Annotated in this window: 18 protein-coding genes and 1 pseudogene; 9 read left to right on the top strand and 10 right to left on the bottom strand. The window is 71.4% G+C overall.

The genetic code is table 11. From position 1 onward, the window contains the following. Nucleotides 1–34 precede the first annotated feature (34 nt). The 3 genes from GQR16_RS19505 (at nt 35) to GQR16_RS19495 (ending at nt 3,373) form a co-directional block, all read left to right on the top strand. Complete coding sequence (locus tag GQR16_RS19505; protein WP_157416834.1) at nt 35–1,081, top strand: substrate-binding domain-containing protein; 1,047 nt, start codon at nt 35–37, stop codon at nt 1,079–1,081. Nucleotides 1,082–1,170: 89 nt separating this feature from the next. Then, nucleotides 1,171–2,316, top strand: coding sequence for a Gfo/Idh/MocA family protein (locus tag GQR16_RS19500; protein ID WP_157416844.1), 1,146 nt, complete (start codon nt 1,171–1,173; stop codon nt 2,314–2,316). 52 nt (nt 2,317–2,368) lie between these two features. Continuing rightward, complete coding sequence (locus tag GQR16_RS19495; protein WP_157416833.1) at nt 2,369–3,373, top strand: sugar phosphate isomerase/epimerase family protein; 1,005 nt, start codon at nt 2,369–2,371, stop codon at nt 3,371–3,373. Between the two features lie 119 nt (nt 3,374–3,492). Here GQR16_RS19495 and GQR16_RS19490 read toward each other — a convergent pair whose 3' ends face one another. Next, nucleotides 3,493–4,239 (bottom strand): glutamine amidotransferase, encoded by a 747-nt coding sequence (locus GQR16_RS19490; protein WP_157416832.1) that lies wholly within the window; start codon nt 4,237–4,239, stop codon nt 3,493–3,495. Next, nucleotides 4,236–4,955, bottom strand: coding sequence for a LysR family substrate-binding domain-containing protein (locus GQR16_RS19485; RefSeq protein WP_170298582.1), 720 nt, complete (start codon nt 4,953–4,955; stop codon nt 4,236–4,238). Before GQR16_RS19485 ends, GQR16_RS19490 begins: the two co-directional genes overlap by 4 nt. Nucleotides 4,956–5,097: 142 nt before the next feature. Between GQR16_RS19485 and GQR16_RS19480 the strand changes: the two genes are divergently transcribed. After that, nucleotides 5,098–5,508: a DUF5997 family protein gene (locus tag GQR16_RS19480; protein WP_157416843.1), complete on the top strand. Its 411-nt coding sequence runs from the start codon at nt 5,098–5,100 to the stop codon at nt 5,506–5,508. Between the two features lie 30 nt (nt 5,509–5,538). On the opposite strand, the gene GQR16_RS19475 is transcribed toward GQR16_RS19480, so the two are convergent. Further along, nucleotides 5,539–6,192, bottom strand: coding sequence for an alpha/beta hydrolase (locus GQR16_RS19475; protein WP_157416830.1), 654 nt, complete (start codon nt 6,190–6,192; stop codon nt 5,539–5,541). A 35-nt stretch (nt 6,193–6,227) separates the two neighbouring features. On the opposite strand from GQR16_RS19475, the gene GQR16_RS19470 reads away from it, so the two are divergent. Further along, nucleotides 6,228–6,815: an NUDIX hydrolase family protein gene (locus GQR16_RS19470; RefSeq protein WP_157416829.1), complete on the top strand. Its 588-nt coding sequence runs from the start codon at nt 6,228–6,230 to the stop codon at nt 6,813–6,815. Between the two features lie 19 nt (nt 6,816–6,834). Here GQR16_RS19470 and GQR16_RS19465 read toward each other — a convergent pair whose 3' ends face one another. Together GQR16_RS19465 and GQR16_RS19460 are read right to left on the bottom strand one after the other, a co-directional pair. Beyond that, nucleotides 6,835–7,341, bottom strand: coding sequence for a nitroreductase/quinone reductase family protein (locus tag GQR16_RS19465; protein ID WP_246200951.1), 507 nt, complete (start codon nt 7,339–7,341; stop codon nt 6,835–6,837). A 118-nt stretch (nt 7,342–7,459) separates the two neighbouring features. Then, on the bottom strand, nt 7,460–8,503 hold the full coding sequence (locus tag GQR16_RS19460) for a LacI family DNA-binding transcriptional regulator (protein WP_157416828.1): 1,044 nt from the start codon (nt 8,501–8,503) through the stop codon (nt 7,460–7,462). Between the two features lie 447 nt (nt 8,504–8,950). Here GQR16_RS19460 and GQR16_RS19455 point away from each other — a divergent pair, with 447 nt between their 5' ends. From GQR16_RS19455 to GQR16_RS19445, 3 genes are all read left to right on the top strand, one after another. After that, nucleotides 8,951–11,197 (top strand): discoidin domain-containing protein, encoded by a 2,247-nt coding sequence (locus GQR16_RS19455; protein ID WP_211373594.1) that lies wholly within the window; start codon nt 8,951–8,953, stop codon nt 11,195–11,197. 222 nt (nt 11,198–11,419) lie between these two features. Further along, nucleotides 11,420–12,865, top strand: a complete 1,446-nt coding sequence (locus tag GQR16_RS19450; RefSeq protein WP_170298581.1) for a DUF1996 domain-containing protein — start codon at nt 11,420–11,422, stop codon at nt 12,863–12,865. A 14-nt stretch (nt 12,866–12,879) separates the two neighbouring features. After that, nucleotides 12,880–15,051, top strand: coding sequence for a discoidin domain-containing protein (locus GQR16_RS19445; protein ID WP_246200950.1), 2,172 nt, complete (start codon nt 12,880–12,882; stop codon nt 15,049–15,051). A 78-nt stretch (nt 15,052–15,129) separates the two neighbouring features. Here the strand turns inward: GQR16_RS19445 and GQR16_RS19440 are convergent, their stop codons facing one another. From GQR16_RS19440 to GQR16_RS19420, 5 genes are all read right to left on the bottom strand, one after another. Beyond that, a complete protein-coding gene (locus GQR16_RS19440; RefSeq protein ID WP_157416826.1) occupies nt 15,130–16,089 on the bottom strand; it encodes a nucleoside hydrolase in 960 nt (319 codons plus the stop codon). Between the two features lie 57 nt (nt 16,090–16,146). Further along, entirely contained in the window at nt 16,147–16,653 is a 507-nt protein-coding gene (locus GQR16_RS19435) for a GNAT family N-acetyltransferase (protein ID WP_157416825.1), read from the bottom strand. Between the two features lie 158 nt (nt 16,654–16,811). Continuing rightward, nucleotides 16,812–18,377: a DEAD/DEAH box helicase gene (locus GQR16_RS19430; RefSeq protein WP_157416824.1), complete on the bottom strand. Its 1,566-nt coding sequence runs from the start codon at nt 18,375–18,377 to the stop codon at nt 16,812–16,814. Between the two features lie 318 nt (nt 18,378–18,695). Then, nucleotides 18,696–19,325, bottom strand: a complete 630-nt coding sequence (locus tag GQR16_RS19425) for a DUF1684 domain-containing protein (RefSeq protein WP_157416823.1) — start codon at nt 19,323–19,325, stop codon at nt 18,696–18,698. Next, nucleotides 19,322–19,915, bottom strand: coding sequence for a hypothetical protein (locus GQR16_RS19420; protein WP_211373593.1), 594 nt, complete (start codon nt 19,913–19,915; stop codon nt 19,322–19,324). The genes GQR16_RS19425 and GQR16_RS19420 overlap by 4 nt, the downstream gene beginning before the upstream one ends. Nucleotides 19,916–20,193: 278 nt before the next feature. On the opposite strand from GQR16_RS19420, the pseudogene GQR16_RS19415 reads away from it, so the two are divergent. Continuing rightward, nucleotides 20,194–20,880 (top strand): annotated as a pseudogene (locus GQR16_RS19415) (hypothetical protein); the annotation flags it as partial.

Genomic DNA, 20,880 nt, shown 5'->3' with positions numbered 1-20,880 from the left:
TTCAGAGTTGCATCACATTCAAGGAGGAAACGAAATGCGCTCACTTCGGAAAGCGCGGATGCGCACCATCCTCACGGGGACCGCGCTTCTGGCAGCCGCAGGCCTGCTCGCAGGCTGCACGAGCAGCGGCGAGACCGAGGACGTCGTCGACCAGGGCACGTCGAGCGACGAGAACGCCGCCAGCGGCGACACCGTCGTCATCGGCTTCTCGGGCCCGGCCGCAGACCACGGCTGGCTCGGCGCCATCAACTCCGGCGCCCAGGCGGCCGCCTCGAGCTTCAACGACGTCGAACTGAAGGTCGCGGAGGGCACGAACGACGCCAACGCGCAGATCGCCGCCGTCGAGACCTTCATCAACGAGGGCGTCGACGCGATCGTCCTGCTTCCGACCGACGGTGCGGCACTGACCGAGGTCGCGATCAAGGCGATGGAGGCCGGCATCCCGGTCATCAACGTCGACCGCGAGTTCTCGAGCCCGTTCGCCGCACGCACCACGGTGCTCGGCGACAACTACGGCATGGGCGTCTCGGCGGGCACCTACATCTGCGAGCAGCTCGACGGCAACGAAGACGCCGTCGTCGCGGAGATCGCCGGCATCGACTCGCTGCCGCTGACGCAGGACCGCTCGCAGGGCTTCGCCGACGCGCTCGCCGACTGCGGCCTCGAGGTGACGGCCCGCGTGGCCGCCGACTTCACGGTCGCCGGCGGTGAGGCTGCCGCCTCGCAGCTGCTCTCGGCCAACCCCCAGATCGACGCACTGTGGAACCACGACGACGACCAGGGCGTCGGCGTGCTGGCCGCCATCAACTCGGCCGGCCGCGACGAGTTCTTCATGGTCGGCGGAGCCGGCTCGAAGAACGCGATGGAGGCCATCCAGGCCGACGACAGCGTGCTGAAGGCCACGGTCATCTACCCGTCGACGCAGGCCGCCGACGGTGTGGCGCTCGCGCGCCTCATCGCGCAGGGCAAGACCATGAGCGACCTGATCACGCCCAGCGTGCCCACCCGCATCGTGCTCGATGCACCGGTGGTCACCAAGGACAACGTCGACCAGTTCATCGATCTCGCCTTCGAGTCCTGAGGACTCTCGGGGCGCCCGGCCGAGCGGCCGGGCGCCCCGTTCCATCTCCTGAGAGGAGCATCCCGTTGACACAGGAACTTCGCGTCGCCATGATCGGCCACGGCTTCATGGGCGCCGCGCACTCCCAGGGCTGGCGGGTCGCCCCGCGGTTCTTCGACCTCCCGCTCGCACCCGCGATGCAGGTCGTCGTCGGCCGAGACGCCGGATCGACCGCCGCGGCGGCCGAGCGGTGGGGCTGGGCCGAGTCCGCGACCGACTGGCGCGAGGTGATCGCCCGTGACGACATCGACCTGGTCGACATCGTCACCCCCGGTGACACCCACGCCGCGATCGCGATCGCGGCCCTCGAGGCCGGCAAGCACGTCCTGTGCGAGAAGCCGCTCGCCAACACGGTGGTCGAGGCGAAGGCCATGTCCGAGGTCGCGGCCCGCGCCGCCGAGCGCGGCGTCGCCTCGATGGTGGGCTTCACCTATCGGCGTGTCCCGGCGGTCGTGCACGCACGGCAGCTGATCGCCGACGGCCGGCTCGGCGACATCCGCCAGGTCCGCGCCGAGTACCTGCAGGACTGGCTGATGGACGCCGACGCGCCGCTCACCTGGCGCATGAAGAAGGATCTCGCCGGCTCGGGGGCGCTCGGCGACATCGGAGCCCACGCGATCGACCTGACCGAGTTCATCACCGGGCAGCGCGTCGAACGCGTGTCCGGCATCATCGAGACCATCGTCGCCGAGCGGCCGCTGCTCGAGCACGGCTCGGGGCTCAGCGGCACCGCATCGACGGAGCGAGGGGCCGTCACGGTCGACGACCTCGCGCTGTTCACGGGCCGTCTCTCGTCGGGCGCACTCGCCTCGTTCGAGGCGACCCGATTCCGCACCGGGCGCAAGAACGCCCTCCGCATCGAGGTCTCCGGGTCGAAGGGGGCCCTCGCATTCGACCTCGAGCGGTTGAACGAACTCGAGTTCTACGACGCGACGCAGCCCGAGACCGAACTGGGCTTCCGTCGCATCCTCGTCACCGAGGCGGGGCATCCGTACGTGGGCTCCTGGTGGCCGACCGGTCATATGCTCGGGTACGAGCACGGCTTCTCGCACCAGGTGCGCGACCTCGTCGTCGCCATCGCCGGGGGCGAGCGGCCCGAGCCGTCGTTCGACGACGGCCTGCACGTGCAGCGCGTGCTCGACGCGGTCGAGCAGAGCTCGGCGGCCGACGGCGTGTGGGTCGCCGCCGAGGGCTGAGCTCGCGGCACGTCTCACGACACGACGAAACACGACACGAAAGGCAATCGCGATGGCGCGACCGATCACGTTGTTCACCGGCCAGTGGGCCGACCTGCCGTTCGAGGAGGTGGCGAGGCTCGCCGGCGAGTGGGGGTACGACGGGCTGGAGATCGCCTGTTGGGGCGACCACCTCGACGTCTCGAGATGGGATGACGCGGCCTACGTCCAGGGCCGGCTCGACATCCTCGAGCGCAACGGCCTGAAGGTCTTCACGATCTCGAACCACCTGGGCGGGCAGGCGGTCTGCGACGATCCGATCGACCAGCGGCACCGAGACATCCTGAACGACCGCATCTGGGGCGACGGCGATCCCGAGGGCGTGCGGCAGCGCGCGGCCGAGGAGCTGAAGCTCACGGCGCGCATGGCCGCGAAGCTCGGCGTGAAGACCGTGACCGGCTTCACGGGCTCGTCGATCTGGAAGTACGTGGCGATGTTCCCGCCCGCGACGGCCGAGATGGTCGACGCCGGGTACGACGACTTCGCCGCGCGCTGGAACCCGATCCTCGACGTGTTCGACGAGGTCGGCGTGCGGTTCGCGCACGAGGTGCACCCGTCCGAGATCGCGTACGACTACTGGACGACCGTGCGCACCCTCGAGGCCATCGGGCACCGCGAGGCCTTCGGGCTCAACTGGGACCCGAGCCACATGGTCTGGCAGGACATCGACCCCGTCGGGTTCCTGTGGGACTTCAAGGACCGCATCTACCACGTGCACTGCAAGGACACGAAGAAGCGCCTCGACAACGGCCGCAACGGTCGACTGTCGTCGCACCTGCCGTGGGCCGATCCGCGTCGCGGGTGGGACTTCATCTCGACCGGCCACGGCGACGTGCCCTGGGAGAACGCGTTCCGCATGCTGAACGCGATCGGCTACGAGGGTCCGACCTCGGTCGAGTGGGAGGACGCCGGCATGGACCGCCTCGTCGGCGCGCCCGAGGCGCTCGGGTTCGTGCGGCGGCTCGCGTCGTACGTGCCGTCCGACGCCGCGTTCGATGCGGCGTTCAGTTCGAAGTAGCGTCACCGCACGAATCGACGGTCGCACGGGACGCCGTGCGGCCGTCGTCGTGTTCGGGGCGTCGGATGCCGCGTCGGTCGCCGTGCTTCGGCGCGCGCCCGACGGCCGCCGGACGGCCGTCAGTCGTCGACGCCGGAGAACTCCGCGAAGCGTCGCAGCAGTCGCTGCGGTTCGGTGACGGATGCCGCGGCCAGCCGCTCGCTCACGGCGCGCAGTTCGCTCGCCGGGAAGTAGCCATGGTGGCGGTACACGTTGGCGCGCGCGACGAAGTCGTGCGCGGTGACCTCGGGGTGGAACTGGGTCGCGTAGACCCGTGCTCCGGCGCGGTAGACCTGCACGGGGCAGGCGGCCGATGAGGCGAGCAGCACGGCGCCCTCGGGGAGGCGCTCGGTGGCCTCCTTGTGGCCGACGAGCGCGTCGAAGCTGCGGGGGAGCACCCCGGTCAGCGGATCTGCGGTGCCGGCCTCGGTGAGCGTGATCGAGACGGCGGCGGCGTCTTCGCCGTGCTGCGTGCCGACCTCCCCGCCGAGCAGTCGCGTGAGCACGCCGATGCCGTAGCAGGTGAACAGCAGCGGATGCCCGCCGTCGAGCGCGGACTCTGCGACGCGCGCGAGGTCGTCCTCGACGCGTCGCTGCACGGGGTGCTTGTGCTCCTCGGGCGTGGTGACGTTGAACGGACTGCCGCCGACGACCACGCCGGCGTAGTCGGCGAGATTCGTGGACGGCAGCGACTCGACGTCGAGCCTGACGTGCTCGAGCCGGTCGGCGTCGACCGCCATGGCGCGGCGGATCGACTCGTACTCGGGCCCGACGGCCTCGACCTCGGGCCGCGCCGAGAGGAACAGGAACGGCCGGGGTTCGCTCATCGGCCCCTCCGCTTGCTGCGCTGCTTCGCGCCGGCGCCCGTGCGCGGCGCGGGGCGGGCGGTCTTGCCGCCCTTGCCACCGGACTTCGCGCCCTTGCCCTTCTTCGCCGCCTCGGCGGCCCGACGTTCGGCTGCGGCCTTCTTGGCCGCCTTCGCCGGCGAGAGGGCGGGCTCGTCGTCGGCCTGTCCGCGCGAGCTCTGCGCCTTGCGTCCGCGGACGACGCCCACGAACTCCTGGATGTCGGCGTCGTCGCGCTCGAGGGTCCAGACGAGCGCGATGCGCGTCGGCGCGGCATCCGTCACCGGAATCGCGACGACGTCCTTGCGCGCGTGGAGACGTGCGACGCCGTGAGGCATGAGCGCGAAGCCGGTGCCCGCCGCCACGAGCTCGATCGTCATCGCCGCGTCGTCCTGCACCGGGGCGACCGGCTCGTCGGCGAGGTCGGCGAGGGTCAGCGACTCGGCATCGGCGTAGGCGTGGTCCTTCGGGAGCACGACGACGGCCTGCTCCTCCCACAACGGGATCGCGTGCAGGCCCTCGGTCTCGACCGGCAGGCGCACGAAGGCGAGGTCGGTCTCGCCCTCGCGGAGACCGCCGAGCTGCGCGGATTCGTCGACGCGATGGGCCTCGAGCGCGAGGTCGGGTCGACGCTCGTTCCAGGCTCGCAGCCACCTGGCCGGACTCACTCCGGCGACGTAGCGCAGTTGCAGGGTCATCTCGCCCCCTCCTGTGCCACGGAAACGCCCATGACAGGCTATCGCGCCGCGGTGCACGGTCGCTGGGCGCGTGTCATCCATGACGACGGATGCCGCACACAGGCGGACCGGCTAACGTGTGAGGGTGAACGCCTCCCAGTCGATGAAACCCGAGACCGCCGCCAAGAAGCTCGGGATCCTCCTCGACGCGACCCCCGAGGAGTTCCGCGAGGGCACCATCACGCGCGACGAGGTCACGAAGCTGCAGGCCGACCCGCCCGAGTGGCTCGAGACGCTGCGCCGCGAGGGCCCGCACCCGCGCACCGTCGTGGCCTCCAAGCTCGGCATCTCGAACTCGGGTCTCGCCCGCGGCGGCGTCACCGAGCCGCTGACCAGCGCAGAGATCAAGTCGCTGCTCGAGGCGCCGCCCGCCTGGCTCGTGCAGGAGCGCGCCACGCAGGCCGCCGTGCGCGCCGAGAAGATCCGCGTCGCCGAGCGCGACAAGGAGCGCGCCGCGCGCTGGGCCGCCGAGGGCCGCACGTCGGGCGGCGGGGGAGCCGGCTCCGGCGTCTGACGCCGTCGCGCGTCCGACACCGTCGCGGGTCTACGCGACCGGCGCCACCTGCGCGCGCACGAAGGCCGCGACATCCGCGAGCTCGCGTTCCGACACCGAATGCCCGAGCCCTTCGTAGATGCGCTCGTCGAGCGTCGATCGCGACGGCAGCCAGTCGCGCGTGCGCTCGATCGAGGCCTCGGGAATGACGGGGTCGGCCGTGCCGCGCCCCCAGAAGACGGGAGGGCGCAGCTCGGCGAGGCGCGCGTCGCCGTCGCCGGCGCGTTCTCCGGGCAGCACGAATCCGGCGAGGTTCACCACGTACTCGAATCGCTCCGGCGCTCGCCGCAGGAGCTCGAGCGAGACGGCGCCGCCCTGCGAGAAGCCGAGCAGGCCGACGGAGGTCGCGTCGGGCGCCGCACGGTCGAGCCAGGCCAGGATCGCGTCGACCGCGGCATCCGCCCCTTCGATGGCCATCTCGGCGCCCTGCGCGAGCAGCGGGAACCAGGCGAATCCCGGGCCCGCGTGCAGCGGCGCACGCAGCGATGCGATGACGGGCTCGAGCGGAAGGTAGGGCGAGAGACCGAACAGATCGCCCTCGTTCGAGTTGAAGCCGTGCAGGAGCACGAGCAACGGCCGCCCCTCCCGGTCGGCGGCCGAAGCCGACCAGATTACCGCGTCGTCGTCGATCTGCACACTCGTCATGCCTCAACGGTAGCGGCGTGAGGCAGAATCGAGGCATGAGCGTGCGCACCCCCGACCCCGACTGGAACGGCGACGACGAGCCGACGGGCGCGCCGACTCCGAACACGAACCCCGGGTGGTTGAGCGATCTCGAGCTCGCCGAGATCCGAGGGCGGCTGCCGTTGCTCTACGTCGAAGCGGTGCCGGTGCGCGTCGACGGGCTCGGCCAGGTCACCGAGGTGGGCGTGCTGCTGCGCGCCAACGCCGTCGGCGAGATGACCCGCACGCTCGTCTCGGGCCGGGTCATGTACGGCGAGACCGTGCGCGACGCGCTGTTCCGTCACCTCGAGAAGGACCTCGGTCCGATGGCGTTCCCGTTGCTGCCCACGAGCCCGGTGCCCTTCACGGTCGCCGAGTACTTCCCGCTGCCCGGCATCTCGCCCTTCACCGACGACCGCCAGCACGCCGTGTCGCTCGCGTTCGTCGTGCCCGTCACGGGCACCTGCGAGCCCCGCCAGGACGCCCTCGAGGTGACCTGGATGACGCCGGCCGAGGCGGCGTCCGACTCGATCGGCGACGAGCTCGAGGGCGGCCGCGGCCTGCTCGTGCGCCAGGCCCTGGCCTCGGTGGGCGCGCTGCGCTGACCCGCCAGGGCTGCGAAGCTCAGCGCGGTTCGAGCACGACGACCGCCGTCTCACGGCTCCGCCTCGCGGCCAACGCCTCGACGTCGTCGCCCAAGGTCTGCCACGCCGCCCACAGTCGGTCCCGCTCCTCGCCGGTCGCGGCCCTCGCCCGAACGTCGCGGCGGCCGGTGGGCAGCACGACCGAGGCGTCGGGGTGCGCACGGAGGTTCAGCCACCACGCCGGGTCGGGCTCGGCCCACCCGTTCATCGCGAGGGTGACGAGGTTCGGGCCGTCCTCCAGGTAGGCGACGATGGCGACGCGCTCGAGGCCCGACCGACGACCGGTGGTCGTCAGTCGCATCGCACCCCAGCGCTCGGATGTCGCGGGCCAGAGCCCCTTGCGCCCCCGGGTCGCGCGGTAGAGGCCGCGGTGCACGACCCAGGCGCTCCGCACGAACCACCGGGGCGGAATGCGAGGCGGACGTGCCGGGGCCATGGCCGCCGCCGTCGGATCTGCGCCGACGGGTCGTCGCTCGTCGTGGTCCATCCGGCACCGTCCTCCGCCCGGGGACTGCGGGCGAATCCCACGCTCGCGCAAGCGCAGGCCCGCGTCAATCGGCCGAACGGCCGATCGGATGTCGCGCCGGCTCGGTCGTGCGGACGGGTCAGGCGCTCCCGCGGGCGATGAGCACGGGGTCGAAGATCACGGAGGACGGCCGAAGGCCCGGGTCGTTGATCTGGGCGACGAGGATGCGCGCCATCTGCGCCGCCATCTCCTCGATCGGCTGCCGCACGCTCGTGAGGGTGGGGCGGGCGATCGTGGCGATGACGGAGTCGTCGAAACCGACGATCGCGACGTCGTCGGGGACGCGCCGGCCCTGCGCCTGGAGCTCGTGCATCGCGCCGAGCGCCATGAGGTCGTTGGCCGCGAAGACGCCGTCGATGGTCGGATCCTGCTCGAGGATCTCGGCCATGGCGCGCTCGCCGCTCTCGACCGTGAAGTCGCCGTGCGCGGTGGGCGGGAACGCCTGCCCTCGCCTGGCCATCGCATCGCGGAACCCGCGGGCGCGGTCCTGCGCACTCGGGACGTCTTCGGGGCCGGCGATGAGCGCGACGCGCTGGGCGCCACGATCGGCGAGGTGCTCCGCAGCCAGCCGCCCGCCGTCGTGGTTGGCGATGTCGACGAAGCTGACCGGAGCGCCGCTCGCCGGGCGGGCGAAGGTGACGGCCGGCAGGCCGGCGGCCGCGAATGCGGCGGGGAGCGGGTCGTCGGAGTGGGTCGAGACGAGCAGTGCGCCGTCGGCCGCACCCTGGCGCACGGTCGCGAGCACGTCGGCTCGGTCGGAGTCGGTCTCGACGAGCAGCAGCACGGGCTGGGTGTCGAGCGTGCGCAGCGTGCGCACCACTCCGCTGATGACCCGGCTGAAGAACGGATCGGCGAAGACGTCGGTCTCGGCGACGCCGCTCTGATCGGCATCCGTTCCGGAGACGGCGACGAGCACGCTGCCGGTGCGCCCGCTCGCCAGCGACCGCGCGGCCCGGTTGGGAACGTAGCCGGTCTCGGCGATCGCCCGTCCGACGAGCTCCTTGAGTTCGTCGGCGACGCCGCGGGTGTCGCGGATCGCGCGTGAGACGGTCGCCCTCGACACGCCCGCGACGCGGGCGACGTCGTCGAGCGTCGGGGTGCGCAGTTCGGCGTGCTTGTCCACGCGATGACCCTAGCACCGTCGGGATCGCGCTATCCGAGATTCACTCCGGAGTGACACGAATTCGGGAACCGTTCCCGAATCAGGACCACCTTCCGGTTGACCTCGCGCATGATCCCTGTGTTTCCAAGCCTGTCGAGACTGGTGAAGAGAGCGCTATCCCGATGAGTATTCATCCGAGAGCTGCGGCAGGGCTGGGAGCTCGGCGTTCGGCCAGAGGCCCGGAAACACGCGGATCGATGGGCCTCGGCTGCTTCCATCCGGGTCCACGACAACGCCGACCTCGGTGAAAAACCCCCTTGACAGGGGACAAAAACTCGGACGATACTCGGTCGCGCTGGTGTAAGAGCGCTATCCGAGGCATCACGAGTGCCCGGGCGTGCGGCTCGATGACGAGACGACCAGCCGACCGCGTTCCGCGGCTCGGCGCGACCAGAGGAGACCCTCACCGTGATTTCCCATCCGCCGATCCAGACGAGGCGCCGCGCGTCGAGACGCGCATTCGCCCTGTGCGCCGCGCTCGCCGCAGCGCTCGTCGCGACCGTGCTCGCGGCACCGGGCCAGGCGGCCTTCGCCGCGCCGGTGAACCTCTCGCAGGGCAAGCCGGCCACGGCGTCCTCCGTCGAGAGCGCCGACTACACCCCCGCCTCCGCTGCCTTCGACGGCGACACGGGAACCAGGTGGTCGAGCGTCTGGAGCGATCCGCAGTGGATCCAGGTCGACCTCGGGCAGCGCTCGGCCATCGACCGCATCGAGCTCCGCTGGGAGGGCGCCTACGCGAAGGCCTACGAGATCCAGGTCTCCGATACCGGCACCGGCGGCTGGACCACCATCCACTCGACGACCACCGGCCCCGGCGGCAACGAGACGCTCGACGTCGACGGCCAGGGCCGTTTCGTGCGGCTGCACGGCACCGCGCGGGCGAACGGCTACGGCTACTCGCTCTGGGAGTTCCAGGTCTTCGGCACGGCGGGCACCGGTCCGACCGATCCCACCGATCCGACGGACCCGGGCGAGGTCGACCCCGGCTACCCGAACGAGCCCGGACCCTTCACCACGCCGAGCGTCGTGAAGGTCGCCGGCGGCAACGGCAACTGGTCGCTGCAGGTGAACGGCAAGCCGTACACGGTCAAGGGCTTCACGTGGGGTCCCTCGTTCGCCGAGGCCGACACGTACATGCCCGGCCTGACCGGGATGGGCGCGAACACCACCCGCACCTGGGGAACCGGCGCCGACACGAAGACGCTCCTCGATTCCGCGGCCAGGAACGGCGTGCGCGTCATCAACGGCTTCTGGCTGCTGCCCGGCGGTGGCCCCGGATCGGGCGGATGCATCAACTACACGACGGATGCGACCTACAAGTCCACGACGAAGGCCGACATCCTGAACTGGGTGAACGTCTACAAGGCGCACCCCGCGACCCTCATGTGGAGCGTGGGCAACGAGTCGCTCCTCGGCCTGCAGAACTGCTTCTCGGGCGCCGTGCTCGAGGCCGAGCGCAACGCCTACGCGGCATTCGTCAACGAGGTCGCCGTCGCGATCAAGCAGATCGACCCGAACCACCCCGTCACCTCGACCGATGCCTGGACCGGTTCGTGGCCGTACTACAAGGCCAACACCCCGGCGCTCGACCTGCTCGCGGTGAACTCCTACGGCGACGTCTGCAACATCCGCGAGACCTGGGAGGACGGCGGCTACAACTGGCCGTACATCGTGACCGAGGGCGGCGCGGCCGGTGAGTGGGAGGTTCCCGACGACGCGAACGGGGTTCCCGACGAGCCCACCGACATCGAGAAGGGCGAGGCGCTCCGCGACTCCTGGCGCTGCATCTCCGAGCACAAGGGCGTCGGCCTCGGCGCGACGTTCTTCCACTACGGACTCGAGGGCGACTTCGGCGGCGTGTGGTTCAACGTCAACCCGGGCGGCAACAAGCGGCTCGGCTACTACACGGTCGCCGACATGTGGAACGGCTCCGCGGCCGGCGGCAACACGCCGCCGCGCATCAGCTCGATGTCGATCCCGGGTTCCGGCTCGATCGTGGCCGGTCAGCCGTTCACGTTCAACCTCTCGGTGACCGACCCCGACGGCGACGCCCTGAAGTACGTCACCTTCTTCAACTCGAAGTACATCGACGGCAACGGCGGCGTGCAGTACGTCGAGCACCAGCGCAGCGGCGACGCGATCACCGTGGTCGCACCGCAGAAGCTCGGCGTCTGGAAGGCGTACGTCTTCGTCGAGGACGGCAAGGGCAACGTGGGCGTCGAGACCCGGTCGTTCAAGGTCGTGCCGCCCGCGGTACCCGGCACCAATGTCGCACTGGGCAAGACCGCGACCGCGTCGAGCTTCCAGACGTGGGGCGACAACTACACGCCGGGTCAGGCGTTCGACGGCAACACCGCGACCCGCTGGTCGGGCGAGTGGGCGCCGACCGGCTGGATCCAGGTCGACCTCGGATCGGCGAAGTCCTTCGACCGGTTCCAGCTCGTCTGGGAGGCCGCGTATGCCAAGTCGTACGAGGTGCAGACCTCCAACGACGGGTCGACGTGGTCGACCATCAAGACCGTCACCGGCGGCGACGGCGGCATCGACACGTTCGACGCCGCGGGCACCGCGCGCTACGTGCGGCTGAACCTCACCGAACGCGGCACCGAATGGGGCTACTCGCTCTTCGAGGTCGGCATCTACGACCTGCCCTGACCCTGCGCCACCCGGGCCGGTGCCCTCTCCTCGCCGGCCCGGGTTCCCCCTCGGAGAGTTCCCCGCATCCCCGAGTCGCTCGACCTCGACGTCGACCGACCCGTCAGAGGCGCCCCCGCGCGCCATCCCGAGCCCGGTCCCGATCGGGACCGCAGCACCGCTTCCGGCGCGCCCGACCGTGCGCGCGCTCGGATCATCCGCTCAACCGAAGGACGTACACCGATGTTCCCCCTTCCCATCGACCGGCCTGAGCCGGTCACCGCCGACGGCGCGCGATCCGCGTCACCGTCGCACACCGAACGCATCCGCAGGCCGCTCCCGTTCGCGATCGCCCTGGCCGGGCTCGCGGCGGTCGGCCTCGTCGCCGGGTCGCTCGTGGCCGCGAACGTCGCGAACGCGGCATCCGGAACCCTGCTCTCGAGGGGCGCGCTGACGAGCGCGTCCAGCTCCGAGTCTGGCGGGCTCGGCCCCCGCTTCGCGGTGGACGGCGACCGATCGACCCGCTGGGCGAGCAACCCGTCGGATGCCGAGTGGCTCAGGGTCGACCTCGGCGCGAGTCATCCGCTCGAGCGCGTCGTGCTCGACTGGGAGGCCGCCTACGGCGAGGACTTCACGATCCAGGTGTCCGACGACGCGCAGTCATGGGACACCGTCGCGACCGTGGTCGACGGCACGGGCGGCGTGCAGACCCTCGAGTTCACGGGCGCCGGGCGCTACGTGCAGTTCGTGGGCTCCGAGCGCGGCACCGGCTACGGCTACTCGCTGCACGAGTTCCAGGTGTTCGGCGACGGCCAGGTCGTCGACCCCGAGGACCCGCCCGTGTTCAACGACGAGGTCACGCACCACGAGTTCCAGGCGAACTGCACGTTCTCGCACAACCGCCCGGACGACCCCATCGTCTTCCCGGGCCAGCCCGGCGCCTCGCACCTGCACACGTTCGTCGGCAACCGCTCGACCGACGCGTTCACGACCACCGACACCCTGCTCGCGAACGCAGGCTCGACCTGCACGGTGCCGCAGGACCACTCGTCGTACTGGTTCCCGGCGCTGTACAAGGGCACGACCGTGATCGAGCCCGACATCCCGATGACGATCTACTACAAGTCGGGCATCGACGACTACCGAAAGGTGCAGCCGTTCCCGCAGGGCCTGCGCTTCGTCGCCGGCGACATGAAGGCGACGGTCGACTCGTTCCGCACAGCCCCCGGCGCGGTCGAGGGCTGGGAGTGCGGCGGCATCTCGAAGAGTTGGGAGATCCCGGCATACTGCGACCCCGGCACCGAGCTGAACATCCGGTACCAGGCCCCGTCGTGCTGGGACGGCATGCACCTCACCCCGCAGGCCGCGCAGCAGATGGGCCACGGACCGCACATGGCCTACCCGGTCAACGGGCAGTGCCCGATGACGCACCCGATCGCGGTGCCGATGATCGAGTTCAAGATCGCCTGGCCCGTGAGCGGCGACATGTCGGACGTCCGGCTCGCGAGCGGATCGGACCAGTCGTGGCACTACGACTTCTTCAACGCGTGGGAGCCCGAGGTGCTCGACCGGCTCGTCGAGCAGTGCATCAACGGCGGGCTGCAGTGCAACCCGCGCGGGTACGACCTCTACAAGCCGCACCGCGGCGCCGTGCTCGATGAGCAGTACAACCTGATTCCGAAGGCGTGATCATGCGAGAACCCATGACGAGAAGACGAACCGTGCGTGCGAAGACCGTCGCCGCACTCGCGACGGCGGGCATCGTGGGCGGCGGCCTCGTGCTGGCCGGCCCGACGGCTGCGAACGCCGCCGACTGCGAAGCCCTCGGGGTCGGATCGGTCACAGCGACCGCCTCGAGCTCCGAGGGCCCGTTCACCGCGAACCTCGCGGTCGACGGCAACGCCCAGACCCGCTGGGGATCGGCGTTCGCGGATGCCGAATGGCTGGCCCTCGACCTCGGTGAGAGCCGCGACATCTGCTCGGTGCAGATCGATTGGGAGGCTGCCTACGGGCGCGGATACCGCGTGCAGGTCTCCGACGACGGGTCGAACTGGACCACGGCGGCGACCGTGACGGCCGGCGACGGCGGCTCCGATACGGTCGAGGTCGACGCGCACGGCCGGTGGCTCAGGCTCGAAGGCACGCAGCGCGGCACCGGATACGGCTACTCGATCTTCGAACTGGAGGTGCTCGTGGGAGACGGTGGCGAACCGCCCGTCGGCGAGATCCCCGGAGGCGGCGACCTCGGTCCGAACGTGCACGTGTACGACGACCAGACGCCGGACTCCACGATCCAGTCCGAGCTCGATGCGGCGTTCACCGCGCAGGAGACCGATCAGTTCGGCGCTGCGCGGTCGCAGTTCCTGTTCAAGCCGGGCAGCTACGACGTGCACGCGCACGTGGGCTTCAACACGTCGATCAGCGGCGCCGGCCGCAACCCCGACGACGTGACGATCAACGGCGGCGTCTGGGCCGACGCGCAGTGGTTCGGCGGCAACGCGACGCAGAACTTCTGGCGCTCGGTCGAGAACCTCGCGATCGTGCCGCACACGGGCGAGGCCCGGTGGGCCGTCTCGCAGGCGGCGCCCATGCGTCGCGTCCACGTGAAGGGTGCGCTCAACCTCGCCCCCTCGAGCTACGGCTGGGCGAGCGGCGGGTTCATCGCCGACTCGAAGGTCGACGGCGCGGTGCGCTCGTACTCGCAGCAGCAGTGGTTGAGCCGCGACTCGACGTTCGGGTCATGGGAGGGCTCCGTGTGGAACATGGTGTTCTCGGGCGTCGAGGGCTCGCCGGCCCCGCACTTCCCGAACCCGTCGCACACCGTGCTCGACACGAGCCCCGTGACGCGCGAGAAGCCGTACCTCTACTGGGACGGTGACGACTGGGCGGTCTTCGTGCCGAGCCTCGCGACGAACACCCGCGGCACCACGTGGGAGGGCGGGCAGACGCCGGGCGAGTCGATCCCGATCGACGAGTTCTACGTGGCGAAGCCCGGCGACTCGGCCGAGCGCATCAACCAGGCCCTCGCCCAGGGGCTGAACCTGCTGCTGACCCCTGGCATCTTCCACGTCGATGAGACCATCGAGGTCGACCGGCCCGGCACCGTGGTGCTCGGTCTCGGCTACGCGACGATCGTGAACGACGGCGGGGTCGCCGCCATGCGCGTGGCCGACGTCGACGGCGTGAAGCTCGCGGGCGTGCTCTTCGACGCCGGCACCACGCACGCGCCCGTCCTCCTCGAGGTCGGCGAGCCCGGGGCATCCGCCGATCACTCCGACGACCCCATCTCGCTGCACGATGTGTTCCTGCGCGTCGGCGGCGCGGTCGCCGGCAAGGTCGACGACGCGCTGGTCGTGCACGCCGACGACACGCTCGTCGACCACATCTGGTCGTGGCGCGGAGACCACGGCGAGGGCATCGGCTGGAACCAGAACACCGCCGACCGCGGCCTCGTGGTCGACGGCGACGACGTCACCGCGTACGGCCTGTTCGTGGAGCACTTCCAGCAGTACAACACCGTCTGGAGCGGCGAACGCGGCCGCACCGTGTTCTACCAGTCGGAGCTGGCGTACGACCCGCCGAACCAGGCCGCGTGGATGAACGGCGCCACGCTGGGCTGGGCCGGCTACAAGGTCGCCGACGAGGTCGACGACCACCAGGCATGGGGCGTCGGCGTCTACTCCTACAACAACGTCGATCCGAGCATCGTCACGCACAGCGCGATCGAGGCTCCGGCGAAGCCGGGGATCCGTCTCCGCAACCTCCTCGCGGTGTCGTTGGGCGGCAACGGCATCATCAGCCACGTCGTCAACGACCTCGGCGACGAGGCGAGCGGAACCGACACGATCCCGAGTTACCTGGCCTCATTCAACTGACCAGGACCAGCAGGACGGGCGGCGCGGTGATCCCACGTCGCCCGTTCGTCGTTCGGGTGACGGATGTCGCGGAGCAGGCTACGACGCTGAGGCGAGTCCGATCGACTCGAGGAACACGCGCACGAGTCGCGGCGCGTCGACCGTGAGCGCGACCTCGACGGGAGTCCACTCGACGGAGAGGCCGTGCACGAGGTCTTCGCCCGGACGCGTGCGCAGGTCGACGAGGGTCTGCCCCCGTGCGTATCCGGCGAGCTCGACGTGCACCGGCAGGAGCCGGGTGCCGAGCGCATCGGGGTCGACGATCGAGCACACCGCACCGGCGTCGCCGATGAGCCCGCTGTATTCGGGTTCGCCGCCGTGCGCGCTCGAGACGCGATTGCCGAGCAGCGCCCCGACGACGCGGCCCAGCGGGTCGTCGCCCGATGCGAGGCGTGCCGCGTGGTCCTGCGCGACGGCGACCGCGTTGAAGACGTCGAGGCCGTACATGTAGGCCGGCACCCCGGAGTCGAGCACGATCGCGGCGGCCTCGGGGTCGTGCCAGACGTTGAACTCGGCGACGGCGGTCGCGTTGCCGACCGAGGCCGACCCGCCCATGAAGACGAGGCGCTCGATGCGGTCGACGACCTCGGGATGCGTGCGGAGCAGCAGCGCGATGTTGGTCTGCGGCGCGAGGGCGACGAGCGTGACCGGTTCGGGCGACGCGAGGATCGTACGGCGGAGGAACTCCACGGCGTGGTCGGGTTCGACCTGGCGCGGCGAGGGGTCGAGCGCGACCCCGCCGAGCCCGTCGGTGCCGTGCACGGTCGCCGCGCGAGCCGCCTCGATGAGCGGGCGGCGTGCGCCGGCGGCCACCGGCACATCGGTGCGACCGGCGGCGGCGAGCACGCGCAGGGTGTTCTCGACGACGCGGTCGAGCGAGACGTTGCCGGCGACGCAGCTCACGCCGAGCAGGTCGAGACCGGGATGGCGTGCCGCGACGAGCAGGGCGAGGGCGTCGTCGACACCGGTGTCGACGTCGAGGATGACGGGAATGGGCATCCCGACAGAGTAGCGGTGCACGACGCGCGGACGGCCGTGCGCGCTATCCGGTTCGCGTCAGCGCACCATCCGGATCTCGTGGATGCTCTCGCCGAGGAACGGCTCGTCGTGCGAGGCGCCGTCGGCCGTGAAGCCGTTGCGCTCGTAGAAGGCGATCGCGTGCGTGTTGGCCGAGGGCACCCAGAGCGTGACCGGCTCGTCGCCGACCGTGGCATCGAAGAGCTTCTGCCCGATGCCGTGGCCGTGGTGCGAGTCGAGCAGGTGGATGAAGAACAGCTCGTGCTCGCGGGGGGCGTCGTCGTCGCGGGCGGGCCCTGCTCCGGCGAAGCCGACGATCTCGCCGTCGACGAGGGCGGCGAAGTACGTGTGGTCCTCGTTCTGCCCGAGGCGGTGGGCCCACAGCTCGGCCATGCGGCGGGGGGAGAGGTTCGCGAGAGTGGCCTGGTCGACCAGCTGGTCGTAGTCTTCGTGCCAGCACTGGGCGTGGACACGCCCGAGTGCTTCGGCGTCGGAATCGCGGACCGGACGGATCACAAGGGCTTCGGCAACGACTTCGGTGCTCATACCGAGAGGCTAAGCCAGGGTGCGGCCAGCGACAAATCGACGCCCGCCGCACCCCGTTCCGCTGTCGGCCGACCACAATTCGCGCCGGCCCCTCGCCCGAGACGCCGACGGCCCCGACGAGCTCGTGCTCGTCGGGGCCGTCTGGAATGCGTCGCGGGTCAGCCCTGGGCGCGGCGGTTCGTGCGCGCGCTCTGGTTCACGAGGCTGCCGACGCGGAGCGGCTGCTTCGCGGGGCGGCCGGATGCTCCGCGCTGCGCGCCGGTGGTCTGTGCACCGCGGCTGTGGCCGGCGCCCTGCTTGGGGGCGTTCGACTTGGCCTCGGCGGGGCGGCCGGACCGGTCGCGACGGGGAGCGCCGGGCGCGACATCCGCCGCACCGGCACCCGAGCCGCCGCGTCCGCGACGACGGCGTCCGCCGCCCTCGGTGCGGGCCTCGGCCGACTGGGGGGCGCCGTCGCGAACCGCGCGCTTGCGCTGCGCGTTCGCGCCCTGCGAGCGGCCGCCGCCACCCTGCTGCTGCACGGCGGCACGGGGCAGAGGCTTGACGTACGCGGCGACCTCGCCGACGAGGCGGGTCACCTGGGGCGACTTCGCGGTCACGCGCTCGGGCGTGACCTGGATCGCGGCCTTGCGGAGCAGGGTCTTGAGGTCCTGCTTCTGCGAGGGCAGGCAGATGGTGACGACGTCGCCCTCGCTGCCGGCGCGAGCCGTGCGGCCCGAGCGGTGCAGGTACGCCTTGTGCTCCATGGGCGGGTCGACGTGGATCACGAGCTCGACGTTGTCGACGTGCACGCCGCGAGCCGCGACATCCGTGGCCACGAGGACCTTGACCGAGCCGTCGCCGAACGCGGCGAGGTTGCGGTCGCGCTGCGGCTGCGAGAGGTTGCCGTGCAGGTCGACCGCGGGGATGCCCTGCTCGGTCAGCTTCTTCGCGAGCTTCTTGGCGTGGTGCTTGGTGCGCATGAAGAGGATGCGACGGCCGGTGCCCGAGGCGAGGGCCGTGATGAGGTCGTTCTTCGCGTCGACGTCGTCGACCTCGAAGACGTGGTGGGTCATGGCGGCGACGTGCGAGGTGGCCTCGTCGACCGAGTGCAGCACCTCGTTGTGGAGGAAGCGCTTGACGAGCTTGTCCACGCCGTTGTCGAGCGTCGCCGAGAAGAGCAGGCGCTGGCCGGACTGGGGGGTCTTGTCCATGATGCGCGTGACGACGGGCAGGAAGCCGAGGTCGGCCATGTGGTCGGCCTCGTCGAGCACGGTGATCTCGATGGCGTCGAGGGTCACGTGGCCCTGCTTCATGAGGTCTTCGAGGCGGCCGGGGCAGGCAACGACGATGTCGACGCCGGCGCGGAGCGCGTCGACCTGGCGCTTCTGGCTGATGCCGCCGAAGATCGTGGTGGTCGTCATGCCGTACGCCTTGGCGAGTGGGGCGAGCACGGCGTCGATCTGGGTCGCGAGCTCGCGCGTGGGGGCGAGCACGAGGCCGAGCGGGCGGCCGGGGCGACGACGGCCGCCGGAGAGCTCGCCGCCGAGGCGCGCGGCCATCGGGATGGAGAACGCGAGGGTCTTGCCGGAGCCGGTCTTGCCGCGGCCGAGCACGTCGCGCCCGGCGAGCGTGTCGGGCAGGGTGTCGACCTGGATCGGGAAGGGGCTGGTCTTGCCGTCGGCGGCGAGGCTCGCGACGATCGGCGCGGGAACGCCGAGGTTTGCGAAGTTGGTGTCTGTCATGGGTGCCTTTCGGGGCAGGGCGCACCGCACGGTGATGCCGCTGCACGGTGCGTTCGCGAACTGCGGTGCACGGTGCGGCGGATCTCGGCCCGGCGGTGGGATTGGCGAAGGCGCCGGTCGGCGCATCCGTTCGCCGTATGAGAGTCAACGGGCGCTCGGTGAGGAGTCGGCCCGGAAAGCGTTTCTACGACGCAGGCGGCGCGTTCATCGCGCACACCATCCACCACCATAGCGGATGTCGCGGCGCTGGGGCTGTGAATACGGTCGGCGCCTGCCGGGCAGGCGCTCGGCGCTCGGCGCTCGGCGGGAGGCAGGCGCTCAGCGCGGCAGCCGTTCGCCCACCGGCACCTCCTCGCGCAGCGTGTTGCCGGGCTGCGCGAGCGGGCACGACCACGACGGGTCGTACGCGCACGACGGGTTGTAGGCGAAGTTGAAGTCGACGACGAGCGTGTCGAGCCCGGCGCCTGTCCCGAGGTCGGCGCCCTTGATGGTGTCGAGCAGGTAGCGTCCGCCGCCGTAGGTGCCGCCGGGCGTGCCCGCGAGCTTGTCCTTCACGGGCAGGAACAGCCCGCCGCCGTACTGGGTGAGCCGCCACACGTCGAGCGTGCCGAGGTACGGCACGCGCACGGTGCCCACGAGCGAGAAGCGGATCTTGCCGTCGGTCGCGCTCTCGACGACGAGCCGCTGCGGCTCCTCGGGTCGGCGCACCTCGAGCTCGAAGCGCCAGTCGGGGTCGTAGCGCGCGATCGTGAGCCCCGTGAACGACGCTCGGTCGTCGGGCAGCAGCGGCGACTGCGGGTGCCCGGCGAAGAGCTCGTCGCGCCCCGACTTCCAGAGCTCGTGGCCCGCGGCGGGGTCGTGCGCGCTGAGCTGGCGCACGCCCGCGTACAGCCCGAACACGCGTCGACGCCAGTCGACGAGCTGCAGCGACGGGTTCGAGTCGGTCATGCGGTGCCCCCTTCTGATCGGGCGGATGTCGCGGGTCGGGCGGATGTCGCCGGTCGGCCGGTCGGGGCGGCGACCGACGTCGCTGCGGCAGCCGCGGCATCCGCGGTGCCGGGCGGGTCGAACGCCCACGACGGCGCGAGCTGCCGAAGCCGGCTGCCGCGCCACTGCCAGAACGCCCACGTCGGATACCAGGCGAGCACGCCGAGCGGCCCGGCGTCGAAGCGCAGACGGTCGCGGTAGAGCGTGCGCCCGTCGGGCAGCGCCGAGACGGCCATGCGGTGATCCCACCGGTCGAACAGCGCGAACGGGCCGGTGAGCGCGCCGCCGCCGTCGCGCAGCATGCGCACGCCGGGCGGGAGTCCGCCGGGGTGGCTGAGGTCGACGACCTCCTCGCCGATCGGCACGCGTCCGAAGGCACGCGGCTGCAGGCGATGCGGGCCCTCGGCCCAGGTGGTGGGGAGCCCGCCCGGTTCGAGCGAGGCGAAGTCGAGCCACGGGGCGACGACCTCGCGCAGCACGGCGGGGCTGTGCAGGGCCCGCCACGCGGCATCCGGCGCGCAGTCGAGCTCGAGCTTCAACATGACCCGCATGAGCCGACACTAGAACCGACGGATGCCGCAGCCAAGCATCTGCGGCGGATTCACGGCGGCGTGGCGGGCGTGGCGCGGTCGGGCGGATGCGCCCGCGCGCCTGAACCGGTTCGACCGGAATTCAGGAGATCCGGCCCTCGAGGCTCCTGGGGGAACCCGGAGGGCGAGATCTCCTGAATTCTGTCCGCGAGGGCTGCGCGCGTTCGCTGCGGGGTGGGGCCCGTGCGACCCGCCCCGCGCCCGGGGTCCGTGCAGGCCCACCGCCTAGACTCCAGCGCATGGCCGACGGACTCTGGTGGGTGCCCTCGCTCGTGGTGGCCGGCGTCGCCGTCGCGGCGTTCGTCGGGGCCGTGCTCGGGTTCCGGCGACTGGGGCACCAGCGCGAGCACGCTGCGCTCGCGGCGGCCCGCCCGCTCGAGACGCAGGCGAAGTCGCTCATCGTTCAGGCCGACACGGCCGTGCGGGCGGCGCTCGCCGAGGTGGCGTTCGCCGAGGCCCAGTTCGACGAGGCGACGGCGCGCGGCGCGCGATCCTCGGTCGAGGCGGCGCAGCGGTGGCTGCGCGAGGCGTTCCTGCTGCAGCAGCGCCTCGACGACGCCGAGCCCGACACGGCGGCCGAACGCCGCACGTGGAGCGCGCGCATCGTCCAGCTCTGCGAGCAGGCGCTGCGCACCCTCGAGAACGCGGATGCCGAGTTGGCCGCCAGGCGTCGATCCGAGCGCGGTGCGAGCATCGAGGCGCCGGCCCTGCAGGCGCGTGCCCGCGAACTCGCACTGCGGCGGCGGGATGCGGCCGCCGCCCTCGAACGGCTCGCGCGCCGCTTCGCCGCCTCGGCCATCGGAGGTGCGCATGCGGCCCTCGACCGCGCCGACCTCGCGCTCGCGACGGCCGACGAGCGACTTGCGGATGCCGCAGCCGGCCTCGCGCGTGCGAAACCCGCCGCAGCGGCGACCGCGGCCGCCGCC

This window comes from Agromyces allii (assembly GCF_009749385.1).
Taxonomy (GTDB): Bacteria; Actinomycetota; Actinomycetes; order Actinomycetales; family Microbacteriaceae; genus Agromyces; species Agromyces allii.
The sequence above is the reverse complement of the archived record's forward strand: the minus strand, read 5'-3'. Positions and strand labels throughout refer to the sequence as shown.